We start from the raw sequence: 16,971 nt of genomic DNA, 5'->3' as shown, positions 1-16,971 counted from the left end.
ATGTTGAATTATTACCAAAATATGATCTTTCGGAATAAAGACGGAGAAGTATGGAGGGTTCTTGATGTCAATCATTTTGATAAAACACTTATTGTTATTGAACTTCATTCTCAGCGACTGCCATATGTCTTAAATCAATCTGAAGTAAAACATCAATACGCTCAGAGTAACTTAGAAATCATAAAAGAGGATTACTTTACGATTGCGGTTGACGATAGCCAAATAACATCAAAACAGAAGGCGAAGCGTGATCACGCGTGGGAAATTGTTCAATATACTATCAGTCAAGTAGATGAACACCGTATTTATGATTCGAAATACCGACAGAAAGCTATTAAGCAAACGAACGAAAGATTTGGCGTTGGTTATAGCACTGTCAAAAAGTATCTGATTAAGTATTGGCAGCGTGGGATGACATTGAATGCACTTTTGCCCGATTATTTCAAATGTGGAATGCCTGGTCATGAAAGAAAACATAGCAACATCAAGAGGGGTCGACCGCGCTCTAACGGTAAAAAGGGAGTTAATATAGATGAAACAGTTAAAAAGAAGATTAAGGCTGGGTTAAATCGACATTATTATACGGATAAACAAAACACCCTGATGACAGCTTATGAGTTAACTATTCGAGATTTTTTTACTGAGGTTATCAAGGATTCATATGGTCAAGAAAGTAGAGTTGTTAAGAATGAAATACCAACATACAATCAATTTCGATATTGGTTCAAAAAATATAACGATCCCAAGCATGAGATATCCAAGCGTTTTGGGTCAAGAGTCTACTACCAACAATATCGTCCAATAGTTGGTGATTCAACGCAAGATGCTGGTTTTGGGCCAGGCAACCTATGGCAAACGGATTCAACACCATTAGATGTTTATTGTGTATCAAGTGTTGATCGCAATGCAATTGTGGGCAAACCATTGCTTCATTTAGTGATTGATGTTTATTCACGTGTGATTGTAGGTTTTAGTTTAAGCTTCGAGTCGTTAAATGCGTATAGTGGTGCCATGAATGCTCTTTATAATTCGATGACACCTAAAGATGAGTTTTGTAAGCGATTCGGCATTGAATTGGAAGGCGAATGGGATATTGATTGCGTTCCTCAAAGGATTTTTACTGATAGGGGTGAGTTAAGCGGTAAGCAGATTGAGAATGCCATTACTAATTTAGGCATTTCTATACAAAACAGCCCCGGCTATCGACCAGAAACAAAAGCAATAATTGAACAAGCCTTTCATCAAATGATGCAACGTATTACACCTCATGTTGATGGTGCTGTCGTAAGTGGTAATCGTGTTAAAGAAAGGGGCGAAAAGGATTATCGTCTATATGCGAATCTTACGGTTCATGATTTAACTAAGATCCTTATTCGTTGCATTATCTTTTACAATAATCACCATCTCATGAGCGATTACGAATTAAGTGAAGATATGATGAATCAAGGTGTCAAAAAAATACCGATGGATATTTGGCAATATGGGGTTAGTCATGTAAAAGGCACTATCAGAAAACTTCCGTCTGACGTTATTAAGATGCATTTGTTACCAACAACAGAAGCTACGGTTACAGCAAAAGGGATTAAGTTTAAGAAAATGTTTTATGTTTCATCGTATGGTTTGCAACAAAACTGGTTTCAACAGGCACGAGATAAGACTTGGAAAGAAAAAATCTGGTACGATCCAACTGACCTAACGCACATTTTTATATTTAATAGAGAGGAACAATCATTTATCACCTTTTCGTTAGTAGATCATTTAGAAAAATATAAAAGTAAGAGCATTGATGAGGTGAATGTGATGCTACAAGCCGAAAATGAAAAGGATAAATCAGCAAAAGAAGATGAGCTACAAGCTAAAATGCAATTGTTGGATCAGATTGAGGAAATTGTTCGTGATGGGGCAGGGAAAACATCGAAAGAACTCAATGAAGAAGTATCGAAATCACAAAAAGTGAATGACATACAAGAAAATCGCCGCTTTGAAAGAGAACTCAATCGCAAGAATAATAGACATACAGAACCAGAGAGTGACCGAGGAGTATCAAGTGTTGAAGATGAGACCGATTTAGAATTGTTTAAACGTCTAAGACAGGAGGAGGAATAATGAAGATATATTTAGAAAACGGCACTGAAGCTGTTGAAGCTGAATACCATGAATCACCATTAAATGAGTTCAATAATAATCCCTTCATTCAAGCCTTACCTTATCCTAAGAGTAAGGCGGAGATTATACAAGCATTAACGCATTTTCCCGATTTTGATCAGGAAGAGAGGAAACTCAATTCAACATATCGCCAATTTATGATTCAAAGACTGAATCATTTTTTTCAGCCAATGCCAATCCACATTGAAATATGGAATATGCTTAATAGATTAATTATGGAGGGTTATGTATCAAGGAACCCTTTTGATAAAGACTATGTTGCTTACTTAACTGAATCAGGTAATAGCATTATCAATCAGTCTAAACCTGTATACGATAATTCCAAGTATCAATCAACTGCTAATTCGGGAACACTTATTGGCTTTTCAGGGATGGGGAAAACAACATCAGTGTATCAAGTGCTCAAACACCTACCTCAAGTCATTGTTCATAACGAATATCAAGGCGTTCATTTCAGTCAAATACAACTGGTTTGGTTGAAATTAGATGCTCCATCCAACTCAAGTTTAAAAGCGTTGTGCCTGCAATTTTTCACTAAAATCGATGAAATATTAGGCACTGATAACTATAAAACATACGTGTCACGTAATTCCTCAGTCGACTCATTAATGCCTGTGATGGCTCAGTTGGCACACAATGTTGGATTGGGTGTTCTCGTTATAGATGAAATTCAAAACGTTAGAAATCGCGGAGCAACACAAATCCTTAACTTCTTCGTTAACCTGATTAATTCAGGCATTAATGTCGTTTTAGTTGGTACACCTGGTGCATATCGTTTATTTGAAGGCGAATTAAGGATTGCCAGACGCTTAACTGCTAACCACGAGATTATCTATAATAATATGGAATATGGTGATGAGTTTAGATTTTTATTGGAATCAATGTGGTCATTTCAATGGACTAAAGAATTCACACCGCTCGAAGATGATATCTCAGTGATGTTTTATAAACAAACTCAGGGTATTTCTGATTTGATGGTTAAGTTGTTTATCTATGTTCAACAATATGCTATTGAAACAGGTAAGGAATTTATAACACCGGAACTGATTAAAAAAGTAGCGCAAAAACGGTTTAAATCATTAAAGCCAATGCTCGATGCTATTGAGTCTGGTAACCCTCATAAAATTGCGAAGTATGAAGACATTATGCATCAAGAACAAGTTAAGGATGATTTGAGGTCATCGAAACCATCAAATAGACAGATTGATAGTGTTAAGAAGAAAACATCATCAACAAATGAAGAATCGAATGATAAGCCACATGAGAACTCGAAAGTGTTAGCAACACAACGACATCAAAATGAAGTATCTGTTGATAACGATATAAGACGATTATTAAAGTCTGAACCAAACCAAGATCCGTATGATGTTTTGAAACAGCATGGCTTAATAGATGATATGACGTATTGGGTAAAGGCTGGTGAAAGTCTATGATGAATTTCATCCCTACTTTTTATGATGATGAGCTTTTAGTTAGTGCTATAAGTCGATACAGGATGCGTAGTGGTATCAGGAGTGTTAAATCATTAGAATATCATGTGTTTGGTCAGAAACGAATGACAAAATCCGCCTTTCTCCCAATTGATATTGATGGATTGTGTGCCAATTTACCGCCTAACTCAAAAATCACAAGCGATGAGTTAATTCAAAATCATACATTGTATCCATTTTACACAGCATATTTGTCTGATGAAAAAGCAAAGCAAGTTTTAGAGGCAATGAAAAAGGGTTCACGAACTAATATCGAGAATATGGTAGGAATTACGGCGAGTGGGATTAAACCCAGTCAATTTTTGAAGTATTGCCCGACTTGTGTCCATGATGATTACAACACGCTCGGAGAAAGTTACTGGCGTAGATTACCGCAGCTACCTGGAGTTTTTATTTGTCCTAAACATAAAGTCTTTTATAAAAGAAGCTCAGTCATAATGCATGATGGGCGCTTGAGTTATGTAGTCCCAAATGAAGAGAGTCTTAATGAAGAAATCGACAATGCTTGGTTTTCGAATAAATGGACGCGATTGAACTTAGAGTATGTGAGGTATGCTGAATCATTGTTGAACGCAACACCTGAAAGAAAACCATCTTCGTTTATTGTTAACTATTATGTTGATCAATTACGTCAAAAAGGGTTTGCTTCATCAAATGGCAATATCTATATGAAAGAATTTGCTGAAGCATTTATGGATTACTTTGCTGCTGATTACCTCGACATAATGCAAAGTTCAATTGATGAAAAAGACGGTGCTGGGTGGCTGGGTCGATTTTTTCGAAATAATTATAAACATAAAAGCCCTTTAAGACATCTTTTGATTCACCAATTTCTTAAATTATCTGTTCATAATCTGTTTGAAACAGGATCAGTTCAAGGGCGCTCATCATCCACCCACTACCACGAACCCAAATTTTCTATGGAGCAAAGAAAGCGGGAGTGGTTAAATCTAATAGAGGCGAACCCTGGCGCTAACCGTCTTGAACTAAAAGAGAAAGCAAAAGGTTTACATACTTGGATTTGTAAGCATGATTTTGCATGGTATGATCAAGTGACTCCGAGACAACAGAGGCGAGGAACAAGGTCCGAATCAATTGACTGGCAGGAAAAGGACGATTATTACCTAAAATTAATCATACAAGGTGAAAAGGCTTTGATGAATAAAGCTGGAAAGCCTGAACGAGTAACACCAAATAGAGTATTTCAGGAGGTTGGGCTAAATCGCCATTCTGTTCGAAGTCCTAAGCTGGTTAAGACTCAAGAACACCTAACTCAACTTACTGAAGACCTTGAACATTATCGTAAACGAAAAATAAAATGGGCTATTAATGACATGAAGGCTAATGGGTTGTCGATATCGGTATATAAAGTTAGACGTCATATAGGGTTTGGTGGTGAGCAAGAAGTGAAGCGTCTGATCCAGAAAACAATGAATGAAATAATGATATAAGAAAAAAGGGTGGTTCATACAATTTTGAGCCACCTTTTTCTGCATGGTTCGATACTTACTTTATATCATAAATATTCATCCATACATTACTATTTGTGCAATATATTCTTTGATACTTGACAAATGATATTTAATAGTAAATAATAGAGAAAAGATAAATAAAAGGAGCGTATCTTAATGGAAGAAATAATCAAAAAGTGTATGTTGTTAGGCGAACAGAAAAAGGCTATCGTGGAGGGGGTCTTGCAAGGTAAAGAAAGGTACAAGGAAGTATCCACCGCTATAGGAAAAACAATTACAAATAAAAGTAATCCTTTTTTACTGTACGATTTAATTAACGATGAGGTTAAGAAAAATATCGACGAAAACCCAGGGTTAAATATGATTGTGGATGTTAAAAAGGCAGGACACCACCCTTATATAGTATGTTATGATACTGTGCGGAATATATTTGTATTAGTTTTAAAATTGCCGCCAGGTAAAGACATATTTAAACCAAGCCGTTATAGAGGTGAGTTTGCATCATCCAATGTGGATTATTTAATGGAGATGGGCTTAGAGGAGAACGATCTACCAGAAGATTATGAACATCAATTTTCATTAGACTTAGGTGAAGGTATGCAACCATTTGGCATTATAGTTGGCTATGATGCCAAAAAGGATGATATTTATGAAGGAGCATTAAGACCTGATCAGCAAGATTGGTTATATAAAGAAGAGATTAATGAGTTTGCACAACTTAATACTGAAACAATTGAGCGTTTGAATCCTCATAGTCCAAATGAGATTGAGTTATCACTGAAGACTGATGCAGATGAAGAAATACCGCTGAAGTTAAAAAAGAGCTGATGTGATGAATCAAATCGATAGGAGAAAAGTAAAATGGTAAGAGTTAAAGATGAGAACTTCAATGCAAAAAGATTAAAAGAAGCGAGGTTAACCAGAGGACTAACTATTAGTGAATTAGCTATGGAAATTGATGTTTCACGACAAGCGATTTCACAATTTGAACTTGGAGAAAGTGTTCCGAAACAAGAAACAATCATGAACATAATAAATACTCTTAATTTCCCTAAGAGCTTTTTCTTTAAAGAATATAATGAGCAGTTTGTTGGCAACACCTTTTTCCGTGCCAATGCTACTGCTACGAAAAAAAATAAAGAGAGACAATACACAAAAACCTTATTAGCTGGTTACATTTATGATTATTTGTCTGAGTACGTTGAATTACCAAAGCTAAATCTTCCAGATGTATCAGAATTTAATGGCGACTGGTCCGACGAGGAGATTGAGGATTTGGCATTGCGTCTAAGAGAATTTTGGGAAATTGGTAATAAACCTATATCGAACGTTGTACACCTTTTTGAGAAGAATGGAATCATGATTTTTTCAGTAGACACTGATTCATTAAAAGTAGATGCGTTTGCTCAACACCGAAAAGGGAAGCCATTTATTTTCTTAGGAAACGATAAAGATTCCTCTTTTAGAAGACAGTTTGATGCAGCACATGAGTTAGGGCATATTCTTATGCACAAAACAGTTGATAATCAAGAGGTTTTATCTAAAAGCGAATTTAAGAGAATGGAGGAACAGGCGAATAAATTTGCTTCTGCATTTTTATTGCCATCAGAAGCATTTATTAAGACTGTCACCTCGGATTCTTTGTTACATTTTATTGAACTAAAAAAATATTGGTATGTCTCTATGGCCGCCATGATTTATCGTAGTTATGATATAGGACTGATAGATGAAAGCAGGTATACGTCACTTCAAAAACAGATTTCAATGAAAAAGATGAGAAAAAAGGAGCCTCTTGATGATGTTTTTCCTGTTCAACATCCGGTGGTTTTAAACAAGAGTATCCACATGCTCTTAGAAAATAACGTCAAAAATGAATTAGAAATCATACAAGAAATCGGAGTACCTCAAGATCAAATTGAAATGTTATGCCACTTAGAGCAAGGTACATTAAATCTAAGTGAGGCAGAGCCTGAGTTAAATTTGTTTGAAAAATAAACTAATATGTTTTCGAGCCATAAGTTGATCCATTTTCGTTTATCGTAAAATGCGGTGTTATGTGTCATTCTAAGTCAATTTTAAAGAATGGGATTTGATTAAGGAGATAATGTGTATGGAAACACAATTGTATTTTTGGAAACCCTTAATGGAAAAGTTTAAAAGTGAGCTTTCATTGGTGGAAACGTATTATGATAGGACTCGTGTCCAATTTAGTGATATCGAGGGTGAGGCACAACGTTATGCTGACCATGTATATAGTTCATCCTTTGCCGATGAAGATACAGACCCGAGTGTAGTGGCTGAACAGTCTTGGGAGATTGGTCTGGATCAATATAATAGACTTAACATTATGAAGGTGGATCACCTATTAATGACTATTTCAATGCTCTACCATATGTGGGAACAGCAAGTAGTTAAATTCGCATTGAAAGAGACTGATGGACGCATTGATTATCAAGGTAGATCATTAGAGTACAGGGAAGCAAAAGCTATTTTTGAAGCACATGAAGTTGATATTGAAAAAACTAATTCTTGGCAAAAAATTAAAGAGCTAAAGTGCTTAGTTAACACTATTAAACATGGTGAAGGACAATCATCAAGGAGGCTTCGTAAAATGCGCCCCGATTTTTTTAGTTTTTCGGGGTTAGAAACCATGAGTTACAATGTTTCTGTTTTAACTGATGGATATTCATTACAGATCACAGAAGATGAACTTTATTCGTATGTTGCCTCAACTAAACATTTTTGGGATGAAATGCCCGAGAGAGCTTATTCAGATGTTGATACCATAATCAATAAACTCAATACTAATAAATAGTAGAGGATCTGGTGTAAGTAGGATTTTTTCCTTAAAAGATAATGCGTGAAGGTTTATCTTGAGAACCTTAAATGACGTATTTACTCCTGTTCTCCTAATCCCCTTTTTTCTACTATGTAACCCAACAATAAAGTTGTAACATTTATAAAAAAGTCATAACAAATCGGCTAATTCGTGAGAATAAAGTTGAAACAGACGTCTGAGAGATAAGGGATAAAAGGTTGATGTCCTGCGTTTCTCAGGCGTTTTTGTGTTACGAGTTTATTGTGTGTGTGAATAAAGTCATGACACATTTTTTGAAACAAAATCGGTAAAAATCGGGGTTTGTGTTACGACTTTATTATGAAAGGCGACGGTGGAAAGCGGGTTGAAGGGGTGGAAAGTGTTACGAGTTTATTGTGAATGCACAGAAAATGTAACCCAACAATAAAGTCGTAACATTTATAAAAAAGTCATAACAAATCGGCTAATTCGTGAGAATAAAGTTAGAATAGACGTCTGAGAGATAAGGGATAAAAGGTTGATGTCCTGCGTTTCTCAGGCGTTTTTGTGTTACGAGTTTATTGTGTGTGTGAATAAAGTCATGACACTATTTTTGAAACAAAATCGGTAAAAATCGGGGGTTGTGTTACGACTTTATTATGAAAGGCGACGGTGGAAAGCAGGTTGAAGGGGTGAAAAGTGTTACGAGTTTATTGTGAATTCACATAGTAGAGATATAAAAACGGTGTTTTTATTAGGAAATAGGAAGTAAGGGGGGGTTAGGGGTCATTCAACTAACGATTATTTTAAATCAGCGTGGAAGTCCCAAGTAACTTAGTGAAGCGTGTGACGGTAGAGTAATAGATAGGTTGTAAAAGGCGCATGACTGTCTCCCCAAAACTCAAACTTACCATTTGGAACTCAAATTTACTTTTTGAAACTGAAACTTACCAGAAGAGAGTAGAGAGTTGCAGGTAAGAACAGGAATAGAGAAGGAAAACAGGAAGAGCTGATGTCGTTGTAACAGACGATGTCAGTTCTTTTTTTGTGTTCTATCCCGCTTCATCTCAAGAGATCATCTCAACCGCTTCATCCCATGTCATGCCTAATCTCAATCCTTATTCAATTAACCCTTAAGCGGCCTTTTCTCCTTCGACCTCATAAGCCCTACGGCTTCCCTATCATCTATTCCTTGTCATCCCTTACTTCCTTTTCCCTCTGTCCTTTTCTCTTCTATTCTTGGTAACTTTGAGTTCCATTTCAGGCTATGCAATCGACAGGTTTCGACATGGAAAATCGGTGATTTTGTGGTAAGTTTGAGTTAAATCGGAAATTAGACAAAAAAGGGTTGAGGGCTGTTGTGGTGAGGGGTTAAGGGTAATTGAGGCGTGGTAAGTTTGAGTTTCAAAGGCACATAGTAGAAATGAAAGTAGAAGGTTATAAGAGGGGGAAGGTAAGGCATAGGTGAGTCAAGGATCTTAAAGATGGTGAGCTATCAGTCGATTGATATGCAAGCAAACATGGTCATAATATTTGATCCTAAACATGAATACGCATATGAACTTTTTTTAAATATATCAACCATTATTGGCTTTAACGTTTACATCCATCGATAACATCGCCCTTCATGCCATAAAAATCAACCAATGATGTCTATGTATCTTTTTTAAACCGAAAGGATTATGTTACGTTAAGATAAACATAACACTAAAACTGGAGGTGATTTAGATGGACAATGCTCATCTTACATTAACGATGATCGGTCTTATGTTAGTTATGATCGCTTCAGCCTTTCTTGATGGAATCGGCCTTATTCAATACCTTGTAGCAGGCGCGGGAGTCGTTTTATCTGCAGTGGGCACTTTTAAGTTACTCCGTCATGAGAGAAAGGAAAAAGAAACGTAATACAATAGTATCGTCATGTTAGGGATAGTATCCTTTCGATGAAATAAAACGCTTGGGTAATCCAATAATTAGTTCAGTTTTCGAGTACAAAATTGTAATTTGCACCCTTAATTGGACTACTTTTTTTCATATGGAATTGTAGACTAATTTGTGGGGCTAATTGTGATTATAATTGAACAACAAAATGTGGAAATCTAAAAGTATTTGGTATTTTTATGGTGAAATGAGTTAAAGGACGTTATTCAACTAATGGGCAGAATAGTTTAACAAACAAATGGTTAAAATACCCGATAGTTATGCATTATCGGGAGGGATAGTAAGTGAAGGAAGAACAGTTAAAACAATTAAATAAAATCAGGTCTATGACTGAAGAGGTAAATCAACTTGAAAACGAGTATTGGACATCATTTTCGAACTTTGGTGTATGGCAATTTTGGTTAGACACTCTATTATTAATCGTACCCCTAATCGTGTTATTCATTTTAATTGATAAAAATAAAATGTTACTTCTTGGTTTTTTTGGACTTAATTATCATGTATGGTTTTCTTACGCTACTTCTATCGCTGTTAGCCTGGGTTTGTGGGAATACCCTTATCAAATCGCCCCCTTTTTACCGGGATTTTCCTTTAGTGCTTCATTGATACCAGTGTGTTTTATGTTGTTATATCAATGGACGTTAATTCATAAGAAGGATATCTATCTATACGCTGTAATATTATCAGCAATAATTGCCTTTGTATTAGAACCAATTATGGTAAAACTCCACTTGCTCCATATGTTTAAGGGAGTAAATTATGTTCATTTATTTCTATTATTTGTGGCACTTTTCATTGTATCGAAACTTATTACAAACCTGTTTCTATGGCTACAAGAAAAGGAAACTAAATAAATTGTTCTTGAACAAACGGGGGCAATAGTTGAAGAAGCAAAGCATAAAGGAGTTCATAAGTATGGATTACAGTTATAAGGAATTTATTGAAGTTTTAAATTTGGGAAGTGAAGTTCATTTTATTTATAGAGACGAGAATTATTATATAGGTCATGGAACCGGTAAATTTATGTTTTGGAAGTTCTATGATTCGGCCAGTGAGATTATAGGAGAAGATATTGAAGATTTATTTGAAAAAGTTAAACTTGATTGGAAACTAATAAAAGAAGTATGATACTTAATCAATATTGATACCGTTGTCTGATTAAAATGTTAGACCTTTATATAGGGGTTAGATGATATTTAGTTATTCAACTAAAGAGGGCGTTAGTTTAACAAGAATGAGCATTTTCCTGTGTAAATAACGACTTAAAATACAAATGAACATCAAATTGCTATACAATTCAATGCTCATTTTATAATACACTTTTATTGTTTGTACTCCAAAACTAAACTACTTAGTAAAATGCGCCCTGATTTTTTAGTATTTCAGGGTTAGATACCATTAGTTACAATGTTTCTGTTTTAACTGATGGATATTCATTACAGATCAAATAAGATGAACTTTATTCATATGTTGCTTCAACTAAGCATTTTTGGGATGAAATGCCCGAGAGAGTTTATTGAGATACTGATACCATACTCAATAAGCTCGAGACTATTAGGTAGTAAGAGATCTTTTTCAACTTGGACTCATTTACCTTGAAAGGATAATGTGTTGAGGTTTCTAAAGAGAATCTTAACTGACGCATTTACTCCTGTACTCCTAATCCTTTTCTCTACTATGTAACCCAACAATAAAGTTGTACCATTCATAAAAAAGTCATAACAAATCAGCTAATTCGTGAGAATAAAGATAGAACAGACGTCTGAGAGATAAGGGATAAAAGGTTGCTGTCCTGCGTTTCTCAGGCGTTTTTGTGTTACGAGTTTATTGTGCGTTTGAATAAAGTCATGACAATTTTTTTGAAACAAAATCGGTAAAAATCGGGGTTTGTGTTACGAGTTTATTGTGAATGCACATAGTAGAGACATAAAAACGGTGTTTTTATAAGGATATAGGTGGTAAGGGGAGTTAGGTTTCATTCTACTAACGACGTTTTTAAACCAGCGTGGAAGACTTATGTAATTCAGTGAATCGTTTGACGGTAGAGCGATAGATAGGCTGCAAAAGGCATATAGTTGTCACCTCAAAACTCAAACTTACCAAAAAAGAAAAGAGGCCTGCAGGTAAAAGCAAGATCAAATGTTGTTTAACTATCTCAACAATAGCGTTTAATAAGCTGAAACAAAAACCTTTTGTTCAACGTCTAATTTCTAAAATGGGGGCATGTGATATGTTAAAAAGAATTGTTTCCGTGGTCTTAATGTTATCAGTGGTAATGGTGGCCTGTAGTAATCAAGCAACATCAGAAAAGACAGTTATTGATAATCCAACTCCCGAAGAAATTTTAACAGAGAATGAAAATGCCGATATATTTGTCTTAAATGATATTGTATATAGTAATGCAGAAGATATTGAATGGGTTAATGATAAAGAATTAACTTTAGGTGATGAAATTGGCGAGATTAAAAAGCAGACTGAAAGTAGCGCTGATTTTGAAAACCACACTGCAACTAAATTAGAAGTAGGAACTACCATATACGAAACGGTAGAAAAAAGTGATATCTATATCGTGAAAGTCAATAATAAAGAAATTAGATATTTAGGATTAAGAGAAGGATAACTCATCTATATTGTACTAATGGATGTATTAATCGAAGAAGAGTGAGCACTTTCTATTAAGAAAATTAATCTTTTTTGAGTTCAAAGTTGCAATAGTTTTGCACGTGATTTTGCAATTCTTCATTAATTATTTGGGCTTTGGAAATCGGGTTGCATTTTCCTGTGTAAATAACTACTTAAAATGTAAGAAACGTTGGTATAGCGATGAAAATTCACGTCAAATTGCTATGCAATTCAACCCTCGTTTTATACAATATCTCTATTGTTTGTATACTAAAACTGAACTACGTATATGAACTTTTATTAAATATATCAACCATTATTGGCTTTAACGTTTACATCCATAGACAACATCGCCCTTCATACCATAAAAATCAACCAATGATGTCTGTGTATCCTTTTTTTACCAAAAAGATTATGTTACGTTAAAATAAACATAACGCTAAAACTGGAGGTGATTTAGATGGACAATGCTCATCTTACATTAACGATGATCGGTCTTATGTTAGTCATGATGGCTTTAGCCTTTCTTGATGGAATCGGCCTTTTTCAATACCTCGTAGCAGGCGCGGGAGTCGTTTTATCTGCAGTGGGCACTTTAAAGTTACTCCGTCATGAAAGACAGGAAAAAGAGGCGTAATGCAATAGTATCGTCATGTTAGGGATATAAAATAGTACGCTTGGGTATTTTTATTACCCAAGCGTACTATTTTATATTTTCTTGTTGAACAAAAGCACCCGTTATAAAAATAAAGAACATACTATCCTATAAACTTTTGTAATTGCATTATGTGTGGAAGAACGAATATCAAAAATAATCCAATTAACATATAAATTATATATTTTGTTCTGTCTTTACCTTCTTTAATTTCCCATAGACCAATAATTACGAAATATGAACCGACCATGAATACTATGGCTGAAATCAATAACCATCCCATATTTTCTCTCGCCTTTATAATCCCTTCTTCAAGTAATCTGCCCGTTAGTTTAAGCACGTTCTTTCACCAATTCTATATTTATTTTAACATAAAATAACAATTATCCTCTGGGTTTAAAAAATCAGCATTGAAAATAACATACAAATTCACATAGGAAGAAGCACATTGACAACAGTTGTTGACATTATGCTATTTCGTATGTTTCTCCACCGAAACGGAACTACTTAATGTTATCCCTGGATTTTTTCATATAGGTAAGGTTAGCAATAGTTGTTATTGCCTTCCTATGGTTATGTAGACAAAAAAACTACCTTGCTCGGCGGGGCAAGATAGTTCAAAGAAAAACACTCAAGAATAACAACAACCTACGTCTTGTGACGTTTTGGTTACTAAGCAGGATGTTAACAGCATCCTGCTTGCTCTTAATATAATGCTTCTGATTTAGTAATGTCAACCCATTAATATAATCACCTTGGTATGAAATAGAGTCTTTCAAGATAGTTATTTAGACTCAAGTGATCAGAAGAATATGTTGAAAAATTAGGAAAAATAGCAGATAATAGGAGGGGGTAAGGCATATTTTAGGCGGATTATATTGACTTGTGATTATAAGAATAAGAAAGGGAGTAAGTTTTGTAATAAATGTGGTCAGGAGTTAAACACTGCTTCCAATGAATCGAAATATGAAACGATCAGACAGCGTAAGCCAATGATTCTGATGGCCTCTATTGTTGTTATTGTTATAGGGCTTGTCGTATCGTTTGCTGTAATATTGAATAATCCGTTAAATGCTTTTGAAAGTCATTTAAAGAGTCGTGAGTTTGAAGAAGCACATGTGGTGTTTGAAGAAGAACTCGAAGGTGAAGAGGATATGAATGAAGCTGAAAGCATTGTCCTTAATGAAAGTGAGAACATTGAAAAGCGTTATATATCGAAAGACTTTGACTTTGAAGATGCTGAATCTTGGCTTAATGAATTAAAAGAATTCGATATGAATGCCTCAACGATTGATGATTCATTGACTCATGTTCAAACGATTGAGGATTCGCGACAAGCATTTAGTGAAGGTGAAACGTTCATGAATGATGGTGAAATACATAGTGCGATATCGCAATTTCAGGACGTTAATGAAAAGGATGAGGGAAATTATGAACAAGCACAGGAACATATTAATGAGTTAAGCCAAGAATTAGAGAGCGATTCACTGAATGAAGCGAAACAATTAGCAAATGAGGAAGACTTTGAAGAGGCTGTTAATGTATTAGAAAAAGCGGATCGTGTATTAGATGATAACGATGATATTGCTACTTTGTTGGACGAGTATGATAAACGTTTAGCAGAAATTAAAGAGCAAGAACGTATTGAGGAAATAAAGAAAGCTAAATCAGATCAGTTAGTTGTGGTTCAAGAATCGAATATCGTTGAACAATCGGCAGAACATAAAGCACTTTATCCTGATATGTTACAAATGATATTGCGAAATGAATCTGATAAAACCATTGAAAATATGGAAGTGCGATTTTTAGTGTATGATGAAGATGGTTATCCCGTAAAAACAAGACCGAGCATGAGTGTGTCTGGGAAGGTCCACGAATTTAGAGGCAATGCTGAATCCATTAATGTTCAACCAGGTGAAACATTCGGAAGAGACAATGGTTGGGAAATCGAATCACCACATGATGCGGAACAAGCACTTTCAGTCGTCAAAACAGTTGATTTTTATGACGGCTCGACATGGGATAACTCATATTATGACTATTGGATTGAAGAATACAAAGATGAGCCTTTAGAGGACTAATGGCTGTAGGTCATATCACTGAGAGGTTAAGTGGTGGGTCTTATTGAAATATATGTAAATATATCTATATTTTTAGAGGAACATCAATCAATATCAATCCTCTTGTGGTTGAGTTTCATCAATTGTTATATCAACCGGATTAAACTTTCTGTATCGCAACTCTTTCTCTAATAGATTAATAAATTCTTGTTCTGCTTTGGCTATTTTAGCTCCTTTATAGGCCCTGATTAAAGCGTGATCGTCTAATTGAAACATGGTTTGTGACCTCCTGTTGTGTTGTTTAATATTTAAATACCCTATATGGTTATAGCTCAAAAAGTTTCTGGGTTCAATAGATGTATGTATATAGTCACAAAATCGTAATAAATTAGATGTGAAAGACCAAAAAGGAAGTTAAAACAGGCACAAGGTGTGGATGGTGTTGATTTAGGAAGTAGTGATAGGAAGAGGATGAGCGGTAGTTTTGGTAGATTGTTTTAGCTAAGTTTTAAAGCACATAATTATGAAGCAAAGCACCCACCTCAAACAATGATGTTAGGTAAGTGCTTTGATGAAGATTATAGTTAAAGTTTAGCCACGTGGAGGGTAGGGATCGTTACCGTAACTACGTCTCTCGCGAATACGGCCATCCTTACCATGTATGATAAGTTCTGATTTATAATTTTTGGCTAAGTCTTCGCCATAATTTATCGCTTCTTGTTGTGTTTGTGTGATTTTACTTGCCCTTGTATTACCTGCTCTCTTCACCTGCCAACCGTCATCATGAGGTAATACATGTATATTATTTTGGTGAGACATAATAATCAATAGCTCCCCTTTTTTATTTTTGAATGCATTTCACATTATCATTATTTTGTAATACAATAAGACAACAATATTTTTTCATGCCCCTTGTTTATGCCGTTACATAGACAAGGGCTTTTTTATCTTGTTTGGCGATTAATCCGTCTAATCTCTCGTTCCAAGTCTCTTTTAGCACGGTTAATCTTTCGCTCCTGTTGCTTCAATTTATTTTTTAGTTGTGCTTTGCTCATTCTCGCCATCTTTCCACCTCCTTTGATCATAGATTCTTAACCTTTGTCACCTCCTTTTCATTTCCAGTTTATATTATAAATAGAGGAGCAGTATATATCAATATATAGTGTTGTTAAATATTTATTATTTCTATATATAGTATACAAGGTCGAATAATTAGTTGTTTGTCAAATATTTTGTTCCCTTCATTTGTATAATGTGGTGAGATGATAATATGACGTATTTTAGTCAATCGAAAACGAAATGGTGATTGGAACGTGATTTAGAGGGTTGAGATGTTATTAGGTTTGCTATCTTCTGTGATGATATTGATTTGGTGGGGATTGAGGTTATGTATAGGGGCGATTCCCCCCATGTTGGTTAACGAAGCGTTTCTAAATCGATGTCGAGAATTCGAGCTGTTCTCTCTCGATGATTAAACGCATTATGGGCCCACATACGTTTAATGGCCTTTTCTAAAGCAAAGCGATTCTTATAAAATTTTGGGTGCTGTTTTTTGTAGTAAAAGCGAACCCCAAAATCAGTTGAGCCAGTCGCTTTGCCAATTTTGAGCAGGGTTTCATCGCTTAATTCCTTAACAAGATCCGGAAAATCAATGTACGATTGGTTCATAATTAGCCTCCTTCAATATGTGATGATTCGATTATAGTTTATGGCTTTGGGTGATACAATGCTTTAGATGTTTGAGGGTGTTGGAGGTTTGAGTAGTCGT

Annotated in this window: 16 protein-coding genes; 12 read left to right on the top strand and 4 right to left on the bottom strand. The window is 35.2% G+C overall.

What is annotated here, in order from left to right:
- The first annotated feature begins 3 nt into the window (after positions 1–3).
- The 11 genes from J2S77_RS13505 (at position 4) to J2S77_RS13455 (ending at position 13,125) form a co-directional block, all read left to right on the top strand.
- Complete coding sequence (locus tag J2S77_RS13505) at positions 4–2,106, top strand: TnsB C-terminal domain-containing protein (RefSeq protein ID WP_306978192.1); 2,103 nt, start codon at positions 4–6, stop codon at positions 2,104–2,106.
- On the top strand, positions 2,106–3,599 hold the full coding sequence (locus J2S77_RS13500; protein ID WP_306978190.1) for an AAA family ATPase: 1,494 nt from the start codon (positions 2,106–2,108) through the stop codon (positions 3,597–3,599). The genes J2S77_RS13505 and J2S77_RS13500 overlap by 1 nt, the downstream gene beginning before the upstream one ends.
- Positions 3,596–5,107: a TnsD family Tn7-like transposition protein gene (locus tag J2S77_RS13495; RefSeq protein ID WP_306978188.1), complete on the top strand. Its 1,512-nt coding sequence runs from the start codon at positions 3,596–3,598 to the stop codon at positions 5,105–5,107. Before J2S77_RS13500 ends, J2S77_RS13495 begins: the two co-directional genes overlap by 4 nt.
- A gap of 177 nt (positions 5,108–5,284) precedes the next feature.
- The gene (locus tag J2S77_RS13490) at positions 5,285–5,956 is read left to right on the top strand and encodes a hypothetical protein (RefSeq protein WP_306978186.1); all 672 of its coding nucleotides are present in this window, start codon (positions 5,285–5,287) and stop codon (positions 5,954–5,956) included.
- A 33-nt stretch (positions 5,957–5,989) separates the two neighbouring features.
- Positions 5,990–7,123 (top strand): helix-turn-helix domain-containing protein, encoded by a 1,134-nt coding sequence (locus J2S77_RS13485; RefSeq protein ID WP_306978184.1) that lies wholly within the window; start codon positions 5,990–5,992, stop codon positions 7,121–7,123.
- Positions 7,124–7,238: 115 nt separating this feature from the next.
- Complete coding sequence (locus tag J2S77_RS13480) at positions 7,239–7,943, top strand: hypothetical protein (RefSeq protein ID WP_306978182.1); 705 nt, start codon at positions 7,239–7,241, stop codon at positions 7,941–7,943.
- Positions 7,944–9,653: 1,710 nt separating this feature from the next.
- Positions 9,654–9,830 (top strand): hypothetical protein, encoded by a 177-nt coding sequence (locus J2S77_RS13475; protein WP_306978181.1) that lies wholly within the window; start codon positions 9,654–9,656, stop codon positions 9,828–9,830.
- A gap of 320 nt (positions 9,831–10,150) precedes the next feature.
- Complete coding sequence (locus tag J2S77_RS13470) at positions 10,151–10,720, top strand: hypothetical protein (protein ID WP_306978179.1); 570 nt, start codon at positions 10,151–10,153, stop codon at positions 10,718–10,720.
- 61 nt (positions 10,721–10,781) lie between these two features.
- Positions 10,782–10,994 (top strand): hypothetical protein, encoded by a 213-nt coding sequence (locus tag J2S77_RS13465; protein WP_306978177.1) that lies wholly within the window; start codon positions 10,782–10,784, stop codon positions 10,992–10,994.
- A 1,102-nt stretch (positions 10,995–12,096) separates the two neighbouring features.
- Positions 12,097–12,486, top strand: a complete 390-nt coding sequence (locus J2S77_RS13460) for a hypothetical protein (RefSeq protein WP_306978175.1) — start codon at positions 12,097–12,099, stop codon at positions 12,484–12,486.
- 462 nt (positions 12,487–12,948) lie between these two features.
- Entirely contained in the window at positions 12,949–13,125 is a 177-nt protein-coding gene (locus tag J2S77_RS13455; RefSeq protein ID WP_306978173.1) for a hypothetical protein, read from the top strand.
- 121 nt (positions 13,126–13,246) lie between these two features.
- Here the strand turns inward: J2S77_RS13455 and J2S77_RS13450 are convergent, their stop codons facing one another.
- Positions 13,247–13,483: a hypothetical protein gene (locus J2S77_RS13450; protein ID WP_306978172.1), complete on the bottom strand. Its 237-nt coding sequence runs from the start codon at positions 13,481–13,483 to the stop codon at positions 13,247–13,249.
- 538 nt (positions 13,484–14,021) lie between these two features.
- Between J2S77_RS13450 and J2S77_RS13445 the strand changes: the two genes are divergently transcribed.
- Entirely contained in the window at positions 14,022–15,224 is a 1,203-nt protein-coding gene (locus J2S77_RS13445) for a DUF5780 domain-containing protein (RefSeq protein ID WP_306978170.1), read from the top strand.
- A gap of 93 nt (positions 15,225–15,317) precedes the next feature.
- On the opposite strand, the gene sda is transcribed toward J2S77_RS13445, so the two are convergent.
- From sda to J2S77_RS13430, 3 genes are all read right to left on the bottom strand, one after another.
- The gene (sda, locus tag J2S77_RS13440; protein ID WP_306978168.1) at positions 15,318–15,479 is read right to left on the bottom strand and encodes a sporulation histidine kinase inhibitor Sda; all 162 of its coding nucleotides are present in this window, start codon (positions 15,477–15,479) and stop codon (positions 15,318–15,320) included.
- A gap of 315 nt (positions 15,480–15,794) precedes the next feature.
- On the bottom strand, positions 15,795–16,022 hold the full coding sequence (locus tag J2S77_RS13435; protein ID WP_306978166.1) for a DUF2188 domain-containing protein: 228 nt from the start codon (positions 16,020–16,022) through the stop codon (positions 15,795–15,797).
- A 597-nt stretch (positions 16,023–16,619) separates the two neighbouring features.
- Positions 16,620–16,871 (bottom strand): hypothetical protein, encoded by a 252-nt coding sequence (locus J2S77_RS13430; RefSeq protein ID WP_306978165.1) that lies wholly within the window; start codon positions 16,869–16,871, stop codon positions 16,620–16,622.
- Positions 16,872–16,971 lie beyond the last annotated feature (100 nt).

The sequence above is a fragment of the Alkalibacillus salilacus genome (genome assembly GCF_030812915.1).
GTDB lineage: Bacteria > Bacillota > Bacilli > Bacillales > Alkalibacillaceae > Alkalibacillus > Alkalibacillus salilacus.
This window is presented reverse-complemented; position numbering and strand designations above follow the sequence as displayed.